This window comes from Stackebrandtia nassauensis DSM 44728, assembly GCF_000024545.1.
GTDB classification, from domain to species: Bacteria; Actinomycetota; Actinomycetes; order Mycobacteriales; family Micromonosporaceae; genus Stackebrandtia; species Stackebrandtia nassauensis.
In genome coordinates this window covers 6,017,625-6,038,867 of record NC_013947.1, presented here as the reverse complement: position 1 = coordinate 6,038,867, position 21,243 = coordinate 6,017,625, and the positions used below count along the sequence as shown (strand labels likewise).

14 protein-coding genes are annotated in these 21,243 nt (G+C 69.3%); 8 read left to right on the top strand and 6 right to left on the bottom strand.

All coding sequences use genetic code 11. The features are described from left to right. Window positions 1-16: 16 nt before the first annotated feature. The 6 genes from SNAS_RS28075 to SNAS_RS28050 all read right to left on the bottom strand — a co-directional run bounded on the left by SNAS_RS28075 (window position 17) and on the right by SNAS_RS28050 (window position 11,048). A complete protein-coding gene (locus SNAS_RS28075) occupies window positions 17-2,131 on the bottom strand; it encodes a PIG-L family deacetylase (RefSeq protein ID WP_013020876.1) in 2,115 nt (704 codons plus the stop codon). 45 nt (window positions 2,132-2,176) lie between these two features. Beyond that, on the bottom strand, window positions 2,177-4,465 hold the full coding sequence (locus SNAS_RS34810; RefSeq protein WP_013020875.1) for a glycosyltransferase family 4 protein: 2,289 nt from the start codon (window positions 4,463-4,465) through the stop codon (window positions 2,177-2,179). Further along, on the bottom strand, window positions 4,462-6,111 hold the full coding sequence (locus SNAS_RS28065) for a stealth family protein (RefSeq protein WP_013020874.1): 1,650 nt from the start codon (window positions 6,109-6,111) through the stop codon (window positions 4,462-4,464). The genes SNAS_RS34810 and SNAS_RS28065 overlap by 4 nt, the downstream gene beginning before the upstream one ends. Next, window positions 6,099-7,880 carry a stealth family protein gene (locus SNAS_RS28060; protein ID WP_013020873.1) on the bottom strand — a complete coding sequence of 594 codons (1,782 nt, stop codon included), beginning with the start codon at window positions 7,878-7,880 and terminating at the stop codon, window positions 6,099-6,101. Before SNAS_RS28060 ends, SNAS_RS28065 begins: the two co-directional genes overlap by 13 nt. Before the next feature lie 349 nt (window positions 7,881-8,229). Beyond that, window positions 8,230-10,287: a DUF5941 domain-containing protein gene (locus SNAS_RS33445; RefSeq protein ID WP_013020872.1), complete on the bottom strand. Its 2,058-nt coding sequence runs from the start codon at window positions 10,285-10,287 to the stop codon at window positions 8,230-8,232. Beyond that, window positions 10,287-11,048 carry an ABC transporter ATP-binding protein gene (locus tag SNAS_RS28050; protein WP_013020871.1) on the bottom strand — a complete coding sequence of 254 codons (762 nt, stop codon included), beginning with the start codon at window positions 11,046-11,048 and terminating at the stop codon, window positions 10,287-10,289. Before SNAS_RS28050 ends, SNAS_RS33445 begins: the two co-directional genes overlap by 1 nt. 164 nt (window positions 11,049-11,212) lie before the next feature. On the opposite strand from SNAS_RS28050, the gene SNAS_RS28045 reads away from it, so the two are divergent. The 8 genes from SNAS_RS28045 to SNAS_RS28010 all read left to right on the top strand — a co-directional run bounded on the left by SNAS_RS28045 (window position 11,213) and on the right by SNAS_RS28010 (window position 21,082). Next, entirely contained in the window at window positions 11,213-12,088 is an 876-nt protein-coding gene (locus tag SNAS_RS28045) for a CDP-alcohol phosphatidyltransferase family protein (protein ID WP_013020870.1), read from the top strand. Beyond that, window positions 12,085-12,804 carry a 2-C-methyl-D-erythritol 4-phosphate cytidylyltransferase gene (ispD, locus tag SNAS_RS28040; protein WP_013020869.1) on the top strand — a complete coding sequence of 240 codons (720 nt, stop codon included), beginning with the start codon at window positions 12,085-12,087 and terminating at the stop codon, window positions 12,802-12,804. The genes SNAS_RS28045 and ispD overlap by 4 nt, the downstream gene beginning before the upstream one ends. Window positions 12,805-12,808: 4 nt before the next feature. Further along, on the top strand, window positions 12,809-14,464 hold the full coding sequence (locus tag SNAS_RS28035; protein WP_013020868.1) for a CDP-glycerol glycerophosphotransferase family protein: 1,656 nt from the start codon (window positions 12,809-12,811) through the stop codon (window positions 14,462-14,464). A gap of 150 nt (window positions 14,465-14,614) precedes the next feature. Further along, window positions 14,615-16,324 carry a CDP-glycerol glycerophosphotransferase family protein gene (locus tag SNAS_RS28030; RefSeq protein ID WP_013020867.1) on the top strand — a complete coding sequence of 570 codons (1,710 nt, stop codon included), beginning with the start codon at window positions 14,615-14,617 and terminating at the stop codon, window positions 16,322-16,324. A 171-nt stretch (window positions 16,325-16,495) separates the two neighbouring features. Further along, a complete protein-coding gene (aepX, locus tag SNAS_RS28025; RefSeq protein WP_041627074.1) occupies window positions 16,496-17,779 on the top strand; it encodes a phosphoenolpyruvate mutase in 1,284 nt (427 codons plus the stop codon). Beyond that, a complete protein-coding gene (gene aepY, locus SNAS_RS28020; protein WP_013020865.1) occupies window positions 17,776-18,897 on the top strand; it encodes a phosphonopyruvate decarboxylase in 1,122 nt (373 codons plus the stop codon). Before aepX ends, aepY begins: the two co-directional genes overlap by 4 nt. Window positions 18,898-18,986: 89 nt before the next feature. Beyond that, complete coding sequence (locus SNAS_RS28015) at window positions 18,987-20,147, top strand: phosphonoacetaldehyde reductase (RefSeq protein ID WP_013020864.1); 1,161 nt, start codon at window positions 18,987-18,989, stop codon at window positions 20,145-20,147. Between the two features lie 218 nt (window positions 20,148-20,365). Continuing rightward, window positions 20,366-21,082 (top strand): WXG100 family type VII secretion target, encoded by a 717-nt coding sequence (locus tag SNAS_RS28010; RefSeq protein ID WP_013020863.1) that lies wholly within the window; start codon window positions 20,366-20,368, stop codon window positions 21,080-21,082. Window positions 21,083-21,243 lie beyond the last annotated feature (161 nt).

Genomic DNA, 21,243 nt, shown 5'->3' with positions numbered 1-21,243 from the left:
TCGGTTCGCACCGGCCTCAGCGGGCCACCACCGTCCAGTTCTCGGGCGCCCCGATGCCCGGTTGCGCCTGCCGGGCCAGATGCAGTCTGCCGTCGGCGTCGATCGCCCCGGCCGTCAGCCGACCGGTTCCGTCCAGCGCCAGGGACGGCATGTGCACGATGACCGGGCCGCCGTCGCGCCACTTGGGTTTCTTGTCGCGCTTGGTGTCCAGCACCGTCACGCTGACGGTCCCGGCGTCGTTGCGCACCGCGATGCCGACGCGGCCGCTCCACGACTTCGGGGCCAGGGCCGCGATGGAGCCGACCCCGCCGTCGCCGCCGAGATCGAGCTCGTCCTTCCAGCCGTCCTCGGAGCCGTCGCCGACGTAGCCGAACAGCCGCGCCGTCTCGGCCTCGCGGACCAGCAGCAGCACCCGGGAGTCCGGCAGCGCGACCGCGGTGGGCGGCCCGGCCGGAACCACCGTGTCCAAGGTGGATTGGTCCCAGGAGCCGCCGTCGCGGTGCCACTGCACCACGCCGTCGGCCGCGCTGGCGAAGATGTCGGCCGTGTCGGTCTTGAGGCTGACGGCGCTGAGTCCGTCCTGGACGACCGGGCCGTCCAGGTGCTTCCAGTCGTCCCAGGAGCCCGAGGCGGTCCGGTGCCGCACCGACACACTGCGGTCGTAGTTGCGCGCGGCGACCAGCAGCCGTCCCTCGCCCACCGCGACCGCGACCGGCATTCCCACGCCACGGCGCTTGCGGCCCTTGCGATCGGCGTCGGGATTGCCGAGACTGCGCCACTGCCCGGTCGCGCCGGTGAAGGTGAAGTCGCGCACCAGCAGGTTGCGGGTGTGCGAGCCGGGTTCCTCGGTGAACGCCGCCGTGACGCCGACGGTGTGCCACACGCCCGCCCCCGAGGTGCAGGTGTTCAGCGACGGCAGCATCAGGTCGGTGCCGACCAGGCTGAACGAGTTGGTCTCGTCGGAGCCCGACTCCGGTTCCAGCCACTGCACCGCCCGGCCGCCGCGCACCAGCGCCGCGAACAGCCGTTTGTCGCCGGTGCGGCGCAGCCAGCCGGTGTCGCCGGAGTACCGGTAGGTGGTGCTGGCGCCGTAGGCCGTCCCCACGCCCTTGCCGGTGATGTTGAGGTCGCCGCAGCCGTTGGGGTCGCCGCACTCGCGTTCGTCGCGCCAGGCGTAGACGTTCATGGTGCGGCCCTTGTCCTTGCGGGCCTTGGCACTGAGGTTGCGGGGCCACCGGCGGCCGTAGTAGCCCCGGTAGGACTCCACGACGGTGTTGTCGCCGTTGCCGTCCTTCCACCAGGAACGCAGCGCCTCCCACGCGAACAGGCCCGCCGGGGTGTGGTCCTCGTGGTCGGAGTAGCCCTTCTGGTCGGCGTAGCGCGGGTTGGCGGCGTCGTGCTCCTGCGCGTCCGGGTCGGGGTCCATGGTCCGCACCACGACCGGGTTGTAGCGGTCGAGCAGCTCGGCCAGCACCTTCAGCAGCGTCTCGCGGTCGTAGCCGTACTTCTTGCCGATCGGGCTGGCGGCCGGGACGAGGGTCTCGTGCTCGTCGGTCTCGCCCTCCCACAGCTGCTTGAGCCGGCGGCCCTTCACGCCGGGTTTCTCGGCGTTGCTCCACAGGTTGAGGAACACCAGCTGGATCCTGGGCTCGGACTTCAGCGTCGCCAGCTCGGCGGTCGGCCCGGCCTTGAACTTCAGCTTCTCGCGGGTCCACTCGGCCAGCGGCTTCTTCAGGGTCATGTCGGCGTGGGCGGCGCGCAGGCCGTTGTAGCGTGCCGCCACATAGGACTCGTAGTCCTGTTCCTCGGTGTCGGGGCCGTTGCGGCCGTCGCCCTCACCGCAGGTGATGCACACCGTGACCATCGGCTTGCCGTCCCGGATGCACTGGGCCACATCGGGATTGAAGAAGTACAGGTCGTCGTCCGGGTGCGCGACGATCTGCATGTGTACCCGGCCGTCACCGGTCTCGTCGGTACCGGCGGCGGGGTCGGACTGCCAGGGCCGCAACAGCAGCCCGGCGGTCGCCACGGCGCCACCGGCGAAGGCGGTGCCCAGGACCACCCGGCGCTTGACGGGGAACCGCGTCGCCCGCCCGCCCGGCTGGGGCGGGACACGGTGCTGGTCGGTCATCACACGACGCGTCCGGGCACCGGGCGCGGAGGCGTCCCGAGGATGTCATTTGTCGGATACAAAGATCGAGAACTCCTCCGCGGGGGTGAAATACGGCTTCACGAACAAGTTTGGCTCAGGGTATTCCCGCACCAGCAGCTCGTCCGTCTCCTCGGACACGCGAACCTCGGGGTAGCGGTTCATGTCCTTCTTCCAGGGAATGTCACTGAGGATGCGCTGCATCCGGATCGGTTCGGCCCCCTCGTCGGCGACCAGCCACACGTCGAAGTCGTCGTGCCGGGTCAGCCGCACCCGCACCAGCCGGTCGAGCGCGAGCTCGCACCGGAAGTCCCGTCCGGTCTGCCAGACGCCGGGGTAGGAGACCTCGATGTCGTCGCTGTGGCGGGCCCGCACCACCACCCGGGGCGGCGTCGGGCCGGGCGTCACGCCGAAGACCCGGCCGCGCAGCACCAGCCCGGCGCCCTCGACGGCGATCTCGTCGAGTTCGGCGTGCCGTTCCCGTTGGAAGCTGCGGATGCTGAGCCGGTCGTTCTGGGTCGCGTAGGGGATGTGCCAGCGGAACGGTTCGTCGCCGGGCTGGCGGGCCGGGTCCAGCAGCGCCCGCACGTCCCGGGTGCCCGCGGTGATGCGGTGCCGCCGTCCGCCCACCGCGCGCAGGTACAGATCCCAGACGCCGTCGACGGCCGGTCGCGCGTCGGCGGGGAAGACCCCGGTGAGGCGGCGCAGCGGGCCGTCGGTGTCGGGCTCGGACTCCAGGTCGACGGTGAACCGGGTGGTCGTGCCGCGCAGCTGGCATTCCAGCGCGAAGTCCTTGCGCACGTTGCGGGGCACGTCCAGCCGCACCCGGACCGCGCCGTCGTCGTCGACGGTGGTCGTCGAGGCCGAACGCGACCACCGCGCGTCCAGATGGTTGAGGAACTCGCCGAGCCGGGAGCCCACGATGTGCCGGGTCCGCTTGTACAGGTGCCGTCGGCCGTAGCGCGACATGCTCAGCTCCACCGACCGGGCGAAGTAGCGGGGCAGCACCCGCACCACGTTGCTGGGCGGGTCCAGGGCGGTGCCCGCCGCCGTGATCACGCTCGGCCGCCGCACCACCGGCGCGGCCGACTTCGCCGACGCCACGGCGGGGGCGCTGGTCACCGTGGTGCGCAGCGACGAGGTGGACAGCTGCCGCTGGGTGCGGGCCTTCTTGTGCTCCAGCAGCGTGCTGAACAGCTTCGTGTACTGGGCGGCGACGACGGCGGGGTCGTAGGCACCGGACAGCGCGAGCGCCTGGCTGCCCATCCGGTGGCGCAGGCCGTCGTCGTCGATGAGCCGCAGCAGCCGGTCGGCCACGGCGGCGCTGTCGCCGACGTCGACGAGGAAACCCGTGACGCCCTCGTCGATGATCTCGCGCGGCCCCACCGGACAGTCGGTGCTGACCACCGGCAGTCCGCACCGCATCGCCTCCACGATGGTCATGCCGAAGGACTCCAGGTCTGAGGTGACCGCCGCGATCGAGCCCTTGACCCACTCGGCCTCGATGGGCGAGTACTGGCCCATGAACGCGACCCGGTCGCCCAGGTTGAGCAGTTCGGTGAGGTTCTTCAGGCCGCCAAGGACCGGGCCGTCGCCGTAGACGCGCAGCCGCCAGTCCGGGCGCTTGTCGGCGACGATCGCGAACGCGCGGATCAGGACGTCGTAACGCTTGAGGTCTTCGAGCCGTCCCGCGGCCACCACGATCTTGTTGTCCCGATCGGAGGGTTCGACGAGCGGCGCCGGGACGCTGTTGGGGATTGCCAGCACGTGCGGCCGCTCGGCGTTGTCGCGCAGGGTTTCCGACAGGGCCCGCGCGTCGGCCTCGGTGACGGTGACGCTGGCGTCCAGTCCGTCGTAGTGGCGGGTCATCTCCGCGCGCACCTTCGGCGGGATCAGCGACTGCGTCATGTGCTCCTGGGCGATGCGCAGACTCGACGCCTTGCCGAACCGGGCCACGTACAGGTTTATCGCGGGCCGGGTGCCGATGACCACGTCGGCGTCGGTGCGCGACAGGAACTCCTCCAGCCGCTGGTCGGTGAGCGCGTTGTAGAACCGCGCGAACTCCTCGTCCGGCGGCACGATGGCCGAGGCCCGGCGGGACAGTTCGTGGTCGCGGTCGCCGTGCCCGGGGCGCAGATCCAACAGCGACCGCAGCGTCACCGCCGGGTGGATGTCGAAGACCGGGGTCTTGCGGCGACGCAGTACCGAGACGATCTCCACCTCGCAGCTGCCCGCCAGCGCGTGGGCGAGGTTGTAGACCGTCCGGACGGTTCCCCCGACGCCGTAGGCGTTGTGGAGGAGCAGACTGACTTTCACGGCGACGCACCCGGGTTCTTCTCGAACGGCGACGGCACCGGGAAGTACGACTCCAGGAACGGCAGCAGCAGCGAGTTCTGCCGCTCCATGTCCTCGGGGGTCGAGTAGGCGTCGTTGAGGCAGAACGCGTCGGCGTCGCGGCGGGCCAGCAGCCGGTCCAGCCGCTCCCGCAGGTCGGCGACGGCCAGCTGGATGTACACCGACTGCAGCTTCCCGGGCGTGGCCCGGCCGGTGAAGTACGCGTAGTAGTGCTGGAACGAGGACGGGATCGACAGGTCGGTCAGGGCTCGGAACCGGCTGGCGGCGGTGCGCTGGTGCGCCTCCTCGAAGTCCTTCTCGATGTCGAACATGACGTCGCGCCGCAGCGGGTACGGCACGTGCTGGAAGGTCTGCGAGATCGTCTTGCCGAACTTGTCGCGCAACAGTTCCCGGTTGTTCTTGCAGGCGGCGTCCACCGGGGTGTCGTTCTCGGTGATCGGCCCCAGCGGCACGTGCGAGCCCGCGAAGAAGAACCGGGACAGTCCGTTGGCCTCGAAGAACCGCTGCGGGGTGAGCGGACGGCCCAGGAACATGTCGTCGTTGAAGTACAGGAACTGGTCCGACAGCCCGGGAATGTGGTGCAGCTGGGACTCGATCGCGTGCGAGTTGAACACCGGCAGCACCGACGGGTCGGAGAAGATCTCGCGGTGGTCGACGACCCGCACCCGGGGGTCGTCGGTGTTGAGCCACGGCGGCGTCTGGTCGTCGGTGACGATGTAGACGTTGCGCACCCACGGCGCGTTCTGGTGCACCGAGCGCAGCGAGTACTTCAGCTCGTCGCGGCTGATGTAGCGCGCGTCGCTGGCCGCCTCGACGTGGTAGACCTCGCCGGAGCACTCGGCGCGGCGGCGCTGCCAGGCCGCGTCGGTGCCGTCGACCCAGGTGTAGACGACGTCGACGGGGAACTCCACCGCGTCGGGGGTGGTGTGCGAGAACTCCTGTCGCGACCGCACCGGCGGCAGCGTGGTCGCGGCGCCGTCCAGCAGCCGAGTGAACCGGCGCGCCTCCACCTCGACGCTCGCGCCGTCGACCGGCACCACCCGGGTCACCCGGTTGGGGCGCGGCGAGATCAGCCGCACCTTGGCGTCGCGGCGCCAGAACTCGACGTCGCAGCCGTGTTCAGGCCCGAAGCTGAGCTTGTGGTCCGGGTCGGTCCAGTACCAGTTGAGCCGCACCACCCGTGGGTCACCGGCCTGCTCCCACGCCTCCTTGTCGCCACCCGCGCGCGGCTCCTGCCGCACCGGCGGCACCGGGTGCAGGATCGACATATAGCCGTCGGTCTCCTGGCACAGCCGCCGCAGCACCGCGCAGGCCCGGTCCCGGTCCATCAGCGTCACGGCCAGGCAGGAGGTCAGGTCGTCCAGTCCCGGCACCGCGAAGTACGGCACCCCGGCCTCGTCGAAGGCGGCGCTCACCAGCGTCAGGTTGTGCTGCCGGACCGCCAGCGGCGCGGCGGCGTCGAGCGCGCGCCCCCGATACTCGGCGAAGTTGTGGCGGACACCCCGCACCGGCAGACCGGTCAGTTCGGCCTTGGTGACGGTGGGGACCTCGATCAGTGGGGGATCCCACGCGACCGGGCTCGACGACATGTAGTTCACACTTCCCATGGTGCGGCCTGGGGAAAATACGCGGACAGGAATCGGGTCACGATGCGCAGATACTCGGCTTCCTTCTCGGGCGGGGACTGGGTGTCGTTGACGCAGATGGTCGCGTACGCACGAGTGGCCAGAATATCCTGCAGACGCTCGAACGCCCGTGTGGTCGATATGTCGACGTACTTGGTGGTGATGGGGGACAACAGCGCCCGGTGCCGGAAGTACGCGTAGTACTGGTAGAGCGACGAGGTCGGCGAGACGTCGCGCGGGTGCCGCAGCCGCCGGGCGGCGGTGGCCCGCAGCTCGGGTTCGAACTCGCTCCACATGTCGGCCAGCACCTCCCGGTTCAGCGCGTACGGGCAGTGCAGGAACTGGGCGGAGGTGGTGCGGCCGAACCGGCGCTCGATCAGGGTGCGGGTGTTCTTGCCCGCGGCGGTGGCCGGGACGTCCTCGGGGCTGACCGGCGAGACGCCCAGCTTGCGCGGCGACGGGAACACCTTGGCGACCCCCGCGGCGGTGAAGAACTGGTCCGGTCCGATCGGGCGGCCCAGCATCATGTCGTCGTTGAAGTACAGGAAGTGCTCCGACAGTCCGGGGATGCGGTGCAGCTGGGACTCGATCGCGTGCGAGTTGAAGGTGGGCAGGACGTTGGGGTCCTCGAAGATGTCCTTGTGGTCGACGACGGTCAGCTTCGGATGTCGAACATCAAGCCACTGTGGACGCTGTTGGTCGGTGACGATCCAGATGTGGTTGATCCACGGCGCGTAGGTGTTGAGGGAACGCAGCGCGTAGCGCAGTTCGTCGCGGTTGACGAAGCGGGCGTTGTTGGCCGAATGGCCGTGCAGCCCGGTCGTGTCGGTGGCGTCGATGGCCGCGTCGCGCCGGGCCTGCCACTCCGGGTCGGCCTGGTCGACCCAGGTGAAGACCGCGTCGATCGGGAAGGTGTGGTCGTCGGGCAGCAGCCCCAGGAACTCCGGCCGCGTCCGATAGCGGGGCTGGGACTCGTCGCCGTGCCCGGTCAGCGAGGTGAAGGTGGACTCACCGGCCTCGACGGTTTCCCCGCTCCGGCCGACGAACTCGACGCACCGGTTGGGGCGCGGCGCCCGCAGCTGGTCGCCGGGCTCGGGTTGCCACAGCTCGATGTCGCAGTGGTGTTCGGGACCGAAGACGACGCCGCCGGAGGCGTCGGCGTGGAACCGCACCAGCCGCAGCAGGTTCTGGTCCCGTGACAGCGGCCGGGATCCGCGCAGCCGCCGCAACCGCTGCGGCTGTTCCGGGTCGGCGACGTAGATCGCGTGCGAACGGGCCAGCCCCGCGATCGCGGCGGCGACCAGGCGGCGCTGCGGCTCCGGGACCCCGATCTGGGAGGCCAGCCGGGCCGTCCCCCGCACCCGGAAGTACTCGGCCCCGACCGCGTCGAGCGCGTCGCACACGAGCTTCAGCGTCGAGCGCTGCACCGACAGCGGCGCCAGGGCGGCGGTGGTCACCGCGACCACGCTGCGACCGTCGAAGGTCACGATCCGCTCGTCCGGATTGTTCGACCGGGCCCAGCCCGTGACCGCGCGCCGGGCCAGCTGGAACACGCCCATGACGGCCGCCCCGAGGTCGGCGAGCCGGCGCCGCACCCACAACCGCGCGCCGACGGGCACCCGCCGACGGATCAGCCCGCGCGCCGACTCCGGCAGCGACCGCTCGTACAGCCGCTTCACCACGTTGTCGGAACGCGCTCCGCGCACCACGCTCGGCGAGGGACGGGGCGTGCCGGAAGAGGCGCGGGTCATCGGGCCATCACCGGCTGTCGGTGACACACAAGGGTCTGGGAGGGGGCGTCGTGTTCACAGCGTCGACTCACTTTTCTGAGGGGGCGGTGCCTCCGTATCAGCGCCTGGCCCGGGCAGGCCAGGTTCCGAGAAACCAGTGACACACGAAACTCACGGTGGGCCACCGCCCTCGTGCTCCCGTAACCGCGGCCGGACAAAGGCGAATGCGCATCCAATGGTAATGCCCACTCGCCACTGACGACCGTCATCGACGGGAGTGTGCACAGCGTCCCATTGATGCACGTTTGAGACGGGCCAACGGTTGCCGGATCGGCGCCGGTTGGCCGCTTCGCGCCCTCGAAGTCGGACGCTACGCGGCCACCGCGACGGCCTTGGGTTTGCCGCGCCGTCCGGCCAGCGCGCCGCCGACGAACACCAGCGCGATGTAGCCCAGCAGGATCGCGAACACCCAGGTGCCGATGCCGGGGATCAGCGCCAGCAGCACCACGAGGCTGCGGCCGTCCCAGCCCAGGCCCGCCGCGCGCGACAGCATCGGCGAGGCGGCCTTGTCGATCCGGGCGGCCAGGTCGTAGTGGTACAGCGCCAGCACCGCCAGCAGCCCGAAGGTCAGCGGCGACGGGACCTCGGCGGCCAGCCCGACGGTGATGATGAGCCCGAACTCGGCCGCCCGCAGGATGCCGGGGATCAGCCAGTCGAAGGGGCCGTCGTGGCGGTGGCGCGCCGTCGTCAGCGACAACAGCAGCCCGACGGCGGCCAGCAGCGAGGCCAGCCAGCCGGACTCGTGGTCCAGGGCCGCCCACACGACGCCGCCCGTGACGGCCACCAGGCCGAACAGCACCACCGGCAGCGGCGGCAGGCTCAGCGGCATGGGGATGGACCGCAGCGGTCCGTCGTCGCGGTAGGTCGCGGTGTCGTCGTCCAGGACGGCGACCTTGGCGGCCCAGCCGCGCAGGCCGCGTCCGGCCAGGATGTAGGTCAGGGCGATCAGCTGCCAGGTCAGCAGGGCCGCCAGCGCGATCCGGCCGTCGAAGACGGCGGCGCCGACACCCATGACCAGCCAGCGTTCCCCGACCGGGAACACGATGGTGCGCTTGAACCAGTAGGACGGCGAGCGGCGGTGGGCGGCGAACTGGTCGGACAGCTTGCCGAGTTTGCGGCCCATCTTGGCCGCCAGCGCGCCCGCGCCGCCGCCGGAACCGCCACCGGCGGACGGGGCGGCGTAGCCGTCGACCGGGTCGGTCAGTTCGCGGACCGCGCCGCGCAGCGTCGCCTGGTCCTGGAGCACGCCGTACCAGGTGTCGACCATGTGGCGGGAGGTCTGGATCGTGATGGCGGCCAGCGCCAGCGGCCACGCCCAGGTCAGGCCCTGGGAGGCGGCGCCCGCGGCCAGACCGGCGTAGAGGATGAACTCCTTGCCCCGGTCGGCGATCATGTCGAGCCAGCCGCCGAAGTTGGTGAAGCGATGCTTGTAGCGGGCCAGCTGTCCGTCCACACAGTCCAGGACAAAGCTGACGTACATGGCCACCGCGCCGCCGATGAGCGCCGGTCGCGAAGCCTGGAAGAACAGTGCCGCGGCCCCCAGCGCGAACAGGATCGACAGCCAGGTCACCCCCACCGGGGTGAGCCGCAGCTTGGCGCACAGCTTCACCACGTGCCGGGAGTACGAGCTGATGCAGTAGGTCGCGAAGAGGTCGTCGTCCTTCTTGACGCACAGGTCGAGCCGGACGGCGTCCTCGTCGGTGTCCTTGATGTCGGCCAGCAGTGCCCGCGCGCCCGCCTCACCGGCGACCCGGCCGTAGGGCAGACCGGGAACCGCGTAGGCGTTCATCTTGGTGCCGCCCCGTACCAGCGCCAGCAGCACCAGCGTCCAGGCGTCGGCGCCGGGCGCCAGGTCGGCGACGCTGTCGTCGCGAAGCTGTCCCAGGCCGTGGTCGAGGTCGTCCATGAAGGGCTGCGAGACCTTGAGCAGTCCACTGGCGACGGCGTTGGGGCGCGCGACCTTGTGGAAGCCGGTCGACACCGACAGCACCAGCCCGCGGTCCTTGAACACCGGGACGTCCAGCGGACGAGCCCCATCGGACTGTCCTACCAGGACGCCACTGCGGGAGGTCGGGTCGGACATCACCGCCGACACCGCGGTGTCGGGCAGCACCGTGTCGGCGCAGGCCAACAGCAGCGGTTCCCCGGCCGCGGCCAGGTCCGACAGCAGCCGCAGGTCCTCGCGCACGCCCTCCGAACTCATGACGGTGACACCGGCGGGCAGCCCGGCCCGGTACTCCGGGCGGGTGATGACCGTGATGTCGCGGGGCTTGAAGCTCCCGATCTGCCGGATGAGTCGCTGCGAGACCGTCTCTTCGTCCACCGCCGCCCGGGCGCCGGGTGTGGTGGCGAGCAGGACCGCCCGCATCAGGCGGGCACCTTCTGGTCCTCGGAGAGCTGGTAGGCGGCCAGGGCGTCGTCGACGGTGCCGTCGACCTCGAGTTCCCCGGCGTTGAGGAACATGCCCCGGGTGCAGAACTTGGTGAGGTCTCTTTCGCTGTGCGACACCAGGATCAGGGTGCGGCCCTCGTTGAGGAGGTTGCGCATCGTCTTGTAGCACTTCTTCTTGAAGCGCTTGTCGCCCACGGCAAGGGCCTCGTCGACCAGCAGGATCGGGTGCTCCAGCTGCGAGATCACCGAGAAGCCCAGCCGCACCTTCATGCCGGACGAGTAGTGCCGCACCGGGGTGTCGATGTGGTCCTCGACCTCGGCGAAGGCGACGATCTCGTCGAACTTGGACTTGAGGGTCTTGCGGTCCATGCCGTGCAGCGACGCCACCAGCTGGACGTTCTCCCGGCCGGTCAGGTCGCCGGAGAACCCCGCCGACAGCGCGATCAGCGGCGCCACCCGGCCGCGCCGGATGACCTGTCCCTCGTCGGGGATCAGCACTCCGGCCAACAGCCGCAACAGCGTCGACTTCCCGGTGCCGTTGGAGCCGATGACCCCGACGGCCTCCCCGGGTTGGATCTCGAAGCTCAGGTGCCGCAGCGGCCAGAACTCGGGGGCCGGAGCGGCGGTCGTGCTTCGGTTGCGCCGGGTGAACACTTCGCGGAGCCGGGCATTGCGCCTGCGTCCCTTGGCGAAGCGGACTCCCAGGTCGTGGGCCTCAATGATCGCGTCTTCAGTCATCGTTTGCTTGAAACGCCTTACATGAACGGAAAGGAAAGCTTGAGCCTACGCGGTGCCCTCCACCAGTGAGCATTCGCGCGGTATTGGACATATTATCGGTGCCGTTTCTCGCGCCCGAGTCACCGAGGCAGGCTTTGGTAATCTCGTGCGTCAGGTCACGGCGAATGGATCTTCGAGTGCAGCGCGTAACTAAAGAGCAGGTGCTTGCCACCTACAAGCCACGGGACTCGTGGTGGACGGTGTTCCTCGTCGACCCTATCGCCGGTCCGGCGGTGCGGTGGGTCTCGGCCTGGCGGTTCGTCACTCCGAACCTGTTGACGGTGCTGGCCTTCGTGCTGGGACTGGGCTCGGCGGCCTGTTTCGCCCTCGGCACCTGGCCGTGGCTGGTGGCCGGTGCGCTGCTGTTCCACCTCAGCTTCACTGTGGACTGCATGGACGGCAAGCTGGCGCGGGTTCGCGGCGGCGGCAACCTGTTCGGCGGCTGGCTGGACTACATCTGCGACCGGCTGCGGGTGCTGATCTGCACCGTGACGCTGTTCGCCGGGCAGTACGTCCAGACCGGGAAGACGATCTACTTCTACTTCGCGGTGGCCGTCGTGTTCTGTGACATGTTCCGCTACCTCAACGCCTTGTACCTCAAGGAACTGCGGCGCGAGATGCGCGCGAAGCTGGCCGCGGCGCAGGGGCTCACGGTCGACCAGCTCCAGTTGCAGGACGAGGCGCAGCTGGAGATCGGCGGCGACAAGCCCGCGGCGCAGTCCACCGACGCCGGCGTCACGGTCGTCGACGTCCAGGGCTCCTTCAAGCAGAAGTTCGGCTGGTTCTCCAACTTCCGGGACTTCCTGGTCCGGCACCGGGTCCGCTCGCACGTCTTCTCCGGTGTGGAGTACCAGATGGCGGTGTTCATCATCGCGCCGTTGACGAGTCTGGTGCTGGGCGTGACCATCGCGGCGATCGTGCTGCTGCTGCTGGCCGAGGCCGCGGTCACCTACAAGCTCTACCTGTCCGCGGCCGACATCGAGCGGCAGCTGGCGGCGTGAGTTCGCCTGTCGTGGCGGTGTTGCCCGCCGGTGGCACCGGAACACGGCTGGGTTCGGCGCTTCCCAAACAGCTGATCAAGATCGACGGCCGCGAGATCCTGGCGCACACCCTCGACGTCTTCGAGGCCACGCCGGAGGTGGACGAGATCTTCGTGTTCCCGCCCCGCGAACACGTCGCCGTCGTGGAGGAACTGGTGAAGTCCTACGGTTTCGGCAAGGTGCGCGGGGTCGCGCCCGGCGGCGCCGACCGGGCCGCCTCGGTGCGGGCCGGACTGGCGGCGCTGTCGGACCATCCGAGTGACACGAAGGTGCTGGTGCACGACGCGGTGCGTCCGCTCGTCGACGTCGCCACCGTCACCGAATGCGTCACCGCGCTGGACGAACTGGAGGCGGTCACCGTCGCCGTGCCCTCCACCGACACCATTGTGGAGGTCGACGTTTCGGGGCCGCGCGAACTCATCAGCGGCATCCCGGACCGCTCCCGGCTGCGGCGCTGCCAGACCCCGCAGGCGTTTCGGCTGCGGACGCTCGCCCGGGCCCACGAGCTGGCCGTCGCCGACGTCAACTTCACTCCCACCGACGACTGCGGAGTGGTGCGCCGCTATCTTCCACACATGGCGATCGGAATCGTGCCCGGCAGCGAGGACAACCTGAAGATCACCTACCCCGGCGATCTGCGGGTCGCGGCCGAGCTGCTCCGCGACAGGACACTGTAGACGAATGGCTCACCTCGCGCGCAGGCTCATCGACGTGGCCGCCCCCAACGGACTCCCGTTGGCGGCCGTGGCGGCGATGCTGCTGCTGCCGACGCCGTGGCCCGGCTACCTGCTGAGCTTGGCCACGCTGGGCTACGGCTGCTACCGGTACCGCGCCGACGGCCTCGGCCAGCACCTCATCGGCCGGATCCTCGCCATCGCCGCGATCCTGATCGGCCTCGCGATGGGCTCGCAGGGCCGCGTCGGCTACTCCTGGGCGATCGCGGGCACGCTGCTCATCGCGATCATCGCCTTCGAACCGCGCCTGGTCACCGCGCTGACCGTCCGCAAGCTCGAGACCGCCAACCTGCCGGTCAACCGCTCCGGCCTGGAACGCTGGAACAACCCCCGCACCGCCTTCGCCCTGATCACCGTTCTGTCACTGGCGTTCATCGCCGCGAGCGCCTTCGGCTGGGGACAGTGGGCCGTGACCGTCGCCTGCGGCCTGGCCGCCGCCGGACTCGCCGCTGGAACCGTCGAGAAATGGCTTGGCCGACGCCGTCGCGCCCACTCCGGCGACAACGACGTGCTGGCCGCCGTCAAGGCGCACGCGCCGCGGTTCATCGTCCACTTCGCCGCTCCCGAGGGCTCGGAATACCAGCTGCGACTGTGGCTGCCGTACTTCGACCGGCTCGGCGACGACTACCTGATCGTGCTGCGCGACCGGGAGTTCCTGCCCGACTTCGCGCCCCGCACCGCCGCCCCCATCGTGGTGGCGCCGTCGATCACCGACCTGGAGAGCATGCTGGTCCCCACCGTCAAAGCGGTGTTCTACGTCAACCAGAGCATGCACAACGCCCAGTGCGTGCGCTTCGCGCACCTGACGCACATCCAGCTGATGCACGGCGACAGCGACAAACCCGCCAGCTACAACCCGATCAGCGCCATGTACGACCGGATCTTCGTGGCCGGACAGGCCGGGATCGACCGCTACCACAACCACGGCATCGACATCCCGACCGCGAAGTTCCGTATCGTCGGGCACCCGCAGGTCGCCAAGGTCACCGTCGGGCCCCGCGCCAAGGCCGCCGACACGCCGACGGTGGCGCTGTACGCGCCCACCTGGACCGGCCTGTCCGAGGACGTCAACTTCTGCTCGCTGCCGATGGCCCGCGACATCTGCGCCGCCCTGATCGCGCGCGGCGTCACCGTCATCGTCCGCCCGCACCCCTACACCCGCCGCAACCCGGCCGCCGCCCGGCAACTGGACGCCGTGGAACGGCTCCTGGCCGCCGACGCCGAGGCATCGGGCCGGGAACACAAGTGGGGCAAGACGACCAGCGAGACCATGTCGCTCATCGACTGCGTCAACGCCGCCGACGTCATGGTCACCGACGCCTCCGGCGCGGCCAGCGACTGGCTGTACTCCGAGAAGCCGTTCGCGGTCACCGACCCCACCGGATTGGGTGAAAAACTGGCCGCCGAACTGCCGCTGGCCAAAGCCGCCTACGTCATCCGCGCCGACACCGCCAACCTCGACGAGGTGTGCGCCGAACTGCTCGACACCGATTCCCTGGCCGCCGACAGGCACAAGATGAAGGCCTACTATCTTGGCGGCTTCCCCGCCGACGCTTATGAAGAAGCTTTCTTCACAGCTGCACGGGATTGCTATACCGAGTAACATCTTCGCGGGCAACAACTCAATCTCAAAGAAGAACCTCCATTCGTTGCGAGTCGGTGGGAGTCGCGCAAGGGTGCGCCATAATCCCGTTAGCCGATTGTTACGGTGGGTCGTCGTAAGTATTCGAATACCGGGAGCTGAACCGCTTCAATGCCAAAGAATTTGTCGCGCTTCGTGATGCGCACGGTGCTGCCCGGCGCACTTCCGACGGCCGCGGTCGTCGTGTTCGCGCTCACTGACCTGCCCTGGCTGGGCTATGGGCTGTGCCTGGCGACGCTGGTCTTCCTGACCGGCCTGTTCACCACCGTCAGCGCGGGTGCCGGACGCACCGCCCGCGCCGTCATCGTCGCCGCCGTGCTTTTGGGCACCGGGCTGTTCCGCGACGGCGAACTGAACCTGGGACTGGCCGGGGCCGGGGCGCTGCTGCTGGGCCTGCTGGGCGTGGAACCGCTGGTGTTCAAGGCATTGCGGATGGGCAGGCTCAACACCGCGAACCTGCCGCTGCCGCGTTCCACCGTGGCGCGCTGGGCCACGCCGCGCACCGTCGCGATGGTCAACATCGGCATGATCGCCGCCTTCACCGGCTGCGCGGCCTTCCAGCTGTCGGGCTGGCCGCTGGTCGCCGTCGGCGTGCTGGTCGTGTTGACCCAGGCGGTGCTGGTGCTGCGGGTGTGGGTGCGGCGCCGCGACGTCGCGTACCAGACCGACACCGCGGTGCGCGCCGCCGTCGAGGCGCACGCGCCCAAGTTCGCGGTGCACTTCTCCGGCCCGGGCTCGGCGGTCTACCAGCTGCTGATGTGGCTGCCGTACTTCGACCAGCTGGGCGACCCGTACGTGATCATCCTGCGCGAGGGCCGCACCGCCAAGACCTTCGCCGCCGCCACCCCGGCCCCGATCGTGGTGGCCCCGTCCATCGCGGCCATGGAGAGCATGCTGGTGCCCAGCCTGCGCTCCGTCTTCTACGTCAACAACAGCATGAAGAACACCCACTGCGTCCGCTTCGGCGAACTGACCCACATCCAGCTGATGCACGGTGACAGCGAGAAACCCGCCAGCCGCAACCCGGTCAGCGCCATGTACGACCGGGTGTTCGTGGCCGGGCAGGCCGGGGTGGAACGCTACCGCCGCTACGGCGTCAAGATCACCGACGAGCAGTTCCGCATCGTCGGCCGCCCGCAGGTCGCCGACGTGCGCGTTGACCGCGAACCCATCGCCAACAAGAAACACCCGACGGTGCTGTACGCGCCGACCTGGACCGGCGACTCCGCCGACGTCAACTTCTCCTCGCTGCCGCTGGGCGAGGCGCTCGTGACCGAGCTGCTGGCCCGGGGCGCGACCGTCCTGATGCGCGAACACCCCTTCACCCGTCGCAACGTCGCCGCCGGCCGGGCCCTGGAGCGGGTCCAGGAACTGCTGGCCACCGACCGCGCCAAGACCGGGCGCCCGCACCGCTTCGGGGCCGAGACCTCCGGCGAGATCACGCTGGCCGACTGCTTCAACGACGCCGACGCGCTGGTGTCGGACGTCAGCGGCGTCGTGTCCGACTGGCTGTACTCGGAGAAGCCGTTCGCCGTGACCGACATGCTCGCCGAGGGCGAGGAGTTCGCCGAGAGCTTCCCGCTGTCGACCGCGTCATATGTGATCCGTCACGACGGCTCCAACATCCCCGAGGTGGTCTCGCAGCTGCTGGACGCCGACCCGCGCGCGAGCGAGCGGCGGGCGCTGAAGACCCACTACCTGGGCGACTTCCCCGCCGACACCTACACCAGGGCGTTCCTGTCGGCGGCCCGCGAGACCTACGAGACCCCGCGTGATCCGCGCGAGTCACACGAGCGCGACCAGGCAGTGACGGCGAGCTGATTTATCGGGTAGGCGCCGGACGAAGAATTCATTCGCGGTACAGTCGGTCGTTCCGGCCTCGACCCGGTCCGGTGGTGTCGCGATGGTGCGCGCCCGTACGTCGAGGCGAGCATTCTCTGTGTGAAAGTAAGAGGAGAAACCTTGTCGAGCAAGCCCACCGTCTATGTGGGGATGAGCGCCGATCTCGTCCATCCCGGGCACATCAACATCCTGCAAAGGGCCGCCGAGCTGGGCGACGTCACCATCGGTCTGCTGACCGACGCGGCCATCGCCAGCTACAAGCGCCTGCCCCACATGACCTACGAACAGCGCAAGGCTGTCGTGGAGAACATCAAGGGCGTCGCGGCGGTGGTGCCACAGGAGACCCTCGACTACGTCGAGAACCTCGAGAAGCTCAAGCCGAACTTCGTCGTCCACGGTGACGACTGGAAGACCGGCGTTCAGCAGCAGACCCGGCAGCGGGTCATCGACGCGCTCGCCCAGTGGAACGGCGAACTGGTCGAGGTCGGCTACACCGAGGGCATCTCGTCCACCCAGCTCAACGAGTCCGTCAAAGAGGTCGGCACCACCCCGAACGTACGGCTGTCGCGACTGCGCCGCCTGATCGAGAACAAGCCGATCGTGCGGATCATGGAATCGCACAGCCCGCTGACCGGTCTCATCATCGAGACCACCACCGCCGAGCACAATGGACGCAAGGTCGAGTTCGACGGCATGTGGTCCTCCTCGCTGACCGACTCCACCGCGCGCGGCAAGCCCGACATCGAGCTGGTCGACCCCGCCTCCCGGATGCAGGGCATCAACGACCTGTTCGACGTCACCACCAAGCCGCTGATCTACGACGGTGACACCGGCGGCAAGCCGGAGCACTTCAGCTACACCGTGCGTTCCCTTGAGCGCCTTGGTGTCTCGGCGATCATCATCGAGGACAAAGAGGGCCTGAAGCGCAACTCGCTGTTCGGCACCGGCGCCCAGCAGACCCAGTGCTCCATCGAGGACATGGTCCACAAGATCCAGGTCGGCAAGAAGGCCCAGGTCACCAAGGACTTCATGGTCATCGCGCGCATCGAGTCGCTGATCCTGGAGCAGGGCATGGACGACGCCGTGAAGCGTGCCCGCGCCTACATCGACGAGGGCGGCGTCGACGGCATCATGATCCACTCGCGACAGAAGACCCCCGACGAGGTCTTCGAGTTCTGTGAGCTGTTCCAGAAGTTCCCCAAGCGGGTTCCGCTGGTGGTCGTGCCGACCAGCTACAACACCGTCGTCGAGGACGAGTTCGCCAAGCGCGGCGTCAACGTCGTCATCTACGCCAACCAGCTGATGCGCGCCTCCTACAAGGCCATGGCCTCGGTCGCCACCTCCATCCTGGAGAACGGCCGGTCCGCCGAGGTCGACTCGCAGATCGCGAACATCAAGGAAGCCCTGGCGATCATCCCGGAGAACCTGGCATGAGCGTCGATCCCAAGCGTTTCGTCGACCACCTCAGCGACAAGGGCGTCACCCTCTACACCGGTGTCCCCGACAGCCTGCTCAAGCAGCTCGGCAGCCACATCCAGGCCGCGCTGCCGCGCGAGCGGCACGTCATCACCGCCAACGAGGGCGCCGCGGTCGGGCTGGCCATCGGCCACTACCTCAAGACCAAGACGCCCGCCGTGGTCTACATGCAGAACTCGGGCTTCGGCAACACCGTCAACCCGCTGCTGAGCCTGGCCGACGCCGAGGTCTACGGCGTGCCGATGCTGGTCGTCGTCGGCTGGCGCGGCCAGCCCGGCGTCAAGGACGAACCGCAGCACGTCAAACAGGGCGCGGTGCAGCGCGAGCTGGTCGAGGCCATGGACCTGCCGTGGTCGATCCTGCCGCACGACCCCGACGAGGCCGAGAAGCTCGTGGACGAGGCGCTGGCCGAGGCCGTCGAGAAGAACAGCCCGTACGTGCTGCTGGTCGAGAAGGGCACCTTCTCCGACGCGGCGAAGCTGCCCAAGGCCGACTCGCCGCTGCCGTCCCGCGAGGAGGCCCTGATCGCCGCGGCCACCGCCGTGGGCACCGAGGCCGCCATCGTGTCGACCACCGGCATGCTGTCGCGGGAACTGTTCGAGTACCGCGTCAACAACTCGCTCGACGGCGACCGGGACTTCCTGACCGTCGGCGGCATGGGCCACGCCAGCTCGATCGCGCTGGGCGTCGCCAAGGCCGACCCGGACCGCGAGGTGTGGTGCTTCGACGGTGACGGCGCCCTGCTGATGCACCTGGGCAGCCTCGCCGTCATCGCCGACCACGCACCGGCGAGCTACTTCCACGTCGTGTTCAACAACGGCGTTCACGACTCGGTCGGCGGCCAGCCGACGTCCATCGACAAAGTGGACGTTCCGGCCGCCGCCAAGGCGCTGGGCTACCGCTACGCCACCGCGACCGACTCCGTCGACGGCATCGCCGCCGCGGTCGCGCAACTGCGCGAGCACGGCGGCCCGTCGCTGCTGGAGATCAAGGTCCGGCCCGGTAACCGCGCCGACATCGGCCGTCCGACCCGCAGTCCGGCCGACAGCAAGACCGCGTTCATGAACGCGCTGTAAGAACTGTTGACGGGGCGGGCGGAGCGGACGCTCCCGCCCGCCCCTCATTTACTGTGGGACCAAACCCCGGCGAGTTGAGGAGTTCGATCGTGACACTGCCCGACGACCGCGATGTCCGCTTCGGTGACGACGCGATCCTCGACACCTGGCAACTGGTGTCCAAGCTGGACGGTAAGCGCGCCGTGCTCATCTGCGGCCAGCACGCCTTCGACGCGTCCGGGGCCAACCGCTGCCTCGACGAACTGACCAAGGTCGCCGAGGTCCGCCGCTGGAGCGAGTTCCACCCCAACACCGACGCCGCCGACCTCATCCACGGCCTGCGTGTCGTCGAGGAGTTCAAACCCGACCTGGTGCTGGGCGTCGGCGGCGGCAGTGCCATGGACATGGCGAAACTGCTGTGCGCCTACCAGGGCATCACCGACGCCGAGCAGCTGCACGCGGCGATCCGCACCGGCGCGGCCATCACCGAGCGCCGCCTCAAACTCGTGCTGGCGCCCACCACGTCCGGCTCCGGCTCCGAGGCCACCCACTTCGCCGTGGTCTACATCGGCAACGACAAGTACTCCATCGCCGGTCCCGCGATGCTGCCCGACACGGTCATCCTCGATCCCAAGCTCACCCTCACCGCCTCGCCCTACCAGCGCGCCACCTCCGGCATCGACGCCCTGGCCCAGGCGACCGAGAGCCTGTGGGCCTCGGGCGCCTCCGACGCGAGCCGCGGCTTCGCCCGGGCGGCCATCGACCTGCTGGTCCCGGCGCTGCCGGAGTTCGTCAACAACCCGTCCAGCGAGGTCGCGGGCCGGATGGCCCAGGGCAGCCACCTCGCGGGCCGCGCCATCGACGTCTCCAAGACCACCGCCGCCCACGCCCTGTCCTACGGCTTCACCAAGTCCTACGGTGTCAGCCACGGCCACGCGGTCGCCCTGACCCTGGGCGCGTTCATCGAAGCCCACGCGAAGGCGACCCCCGACAACCTGCAACCCAGCGTCGACCCGGCCACCCACGCCGAGGGCATGCGCACCCTGCTGGCCGCGTTCGGAGCCGCCGACGCCGCCGACGCCCGGGCCCGCTTCGACGCCATCGCCGAGGAATGCGGCCTCCCCCTTAAGCTCGCCGAGCACGGCATCACGACCCGCGAACAGGTCGCCGACCTGGCCTCGCGCGTCAACGTCGAGCGGCTGGGCAACAACCCGGTCGTGTTCACCAAGGAACAGCTCACCGAACTGGTCGCGGCCGGCCTGTCCGGCTGACCCGCGCGCCGTCGACCCGGCGGCCTGACCAAACGCGCCAGACCGGCGACGGCACCGGAATCCGGTGATGCCGCAGGTCGGACATACCGGGCCTTCAACCGTTCAGATCGACCGCTGTGGCAATATTCCGCACAGGTGGGTAATCGATTACCGAAGGGTGGAGGCATGGCTGTGCACGGCAAACGCGACGGACCTGGACGCCGAAGGGGTGCGTCCTCGTGAACGACAATCCGCTGATCGCTGACGTCGACGAGTCCACCACCGGCACGTCCGGGCTGTGGCTGGTGGAGGACACCCAGCTGCTCATCGACGCGATCGAGTCGGGCTCCTGGGTGGACGGCGTGATCGGCGGTATCACCGTCGGCCTGGACGTCCTGTCGGCAGTCTTGGATCCGTTGGGCGCCTTGGTCTCCATGGCGATCGGCTGGCTCATCGAGCACATCAAGCCCTTGCGTGACGCGCTGGAGAAGGTCACCGGCGACGCCGACAAGGTGAGGTCCTACGCCAAGACCTGGGACAACGTCTCCGCCAAACTCGTCGGCGCCGGAACCGACCTGCAATCCGCCGTCCACAAGGATCTGGAGACCTGGCAGAGCCCGGCCGCGAACGCGTACTCGATCCACGCCGACTACACGACCAACGCCGTGGGTGGCGTCGGAGCGCTCGCCGGGGTCCTGGCCGCGGCCACCGAGGGGGCCGGGATGCTGGTCGCCACCACCCGCGCGATCGTGCGCGACCTGATCGCCGAATGCGTGACGACCCTGCTGGTGCGGATCCCGCTGTGGCTGGCCGAGATCGGCCTGACCCTGGGGCTGGGGACGGGATGGGTGATCGCCCAGGTCGACTCGCTGATCGCCAAGTGGGTCGCCCGGATCACCAGCTACCTCAACTCGCTGGTCGCCAGCCTCTCCAACCTGCAGGCGCTGCTGGCCTGACCGGGAACCGTCCCCGGCTGTGACCAAACACGCCAGTTTCTGAGTGGCACTGGAAACAATCCCTGGGGAAAATCATGAAGGCCGATCCACAATCCAGGGCGGCTGAACAGACTTGTGGCATGATCCGGCCACAACTCGTCACAGTTCCCTGAAGGAGGCGG

Excerpts from the sequence above, each read along its gene's own strand:
- SNAS_RS28035 (WP_013020868.1), top strand. The coding sequence starts at position 12,809 with ATGGCTCACCTCGCGCGCAGGCTCATCGACGTGGCCGCCCCCAACGGA.
- SNAS_RS28030 (WP_013020867.1), top strand. The coding sequence starts at position 14,615 with ATGCCAAAGAATTTGTCGCGCTTCGTGATGCGCACGGTGCTGCCCGGC.
- SNAS_RS28065 (WP_013020874.1), bottom strand. The coding sequence starts at position 6,111 with ATGGGAAGTGTGAACTACATGTCGTCGAGCCCGGTCGCGTGGGATCCC.
- aepY (WP_013020865.1), top strand. The coding sequence starts at position 17,776 with ATGAGCGTCGATCCCAAGCGTTTCGTCGACCACCTCAGCGACAAGGGC.
- SNAS_RS28045 (WP_013020870.1), top strand. The coding sequence starts at position 11,213 with ATGGATCTTCGAGTGCAGCGCGTAACTAAAGAGCAGGTGCTTGCCACC.
- SNAS_RS33445 (WP_013020872.1), bottom strand. The coding sequence starts at position 10,287 with ATGCGGGCGGTCCTGCTCGCCACCACACCCGGCGCCCGGGCGGCGGTG.
- SNAS_RS28050 (WP_013020871.1), bottom strand. The coding sequence starts at position 11,048 with ATGACTGAAGACGCGATCATTGAGGCCCACGACCTGGGAGTCCGCTTC.
- aepX (WP_041627074.1), top strand. The coding sequence starts at position 16,496 with ATGAGCGCCGATCTCGTCCATCCCGGGCACATCAACATCCTGCAAAGG.
- SNAS_RS28060 (WP_013020873.1), bottom strand. The coding sequence starts at position 7,880 with ATGACCCGCGCCTCTTCCGGCACGCCCCGTCCCTCGCCGAGCGTGGTG.
- SNAS_RS28075 (WP_013020876.1), bottom strand. The coding sequence starts at position 2,131 with ATGACCGACCAGCACCGTGTCCCGCCCCAGCCGGGCGGGCGGGCGACG.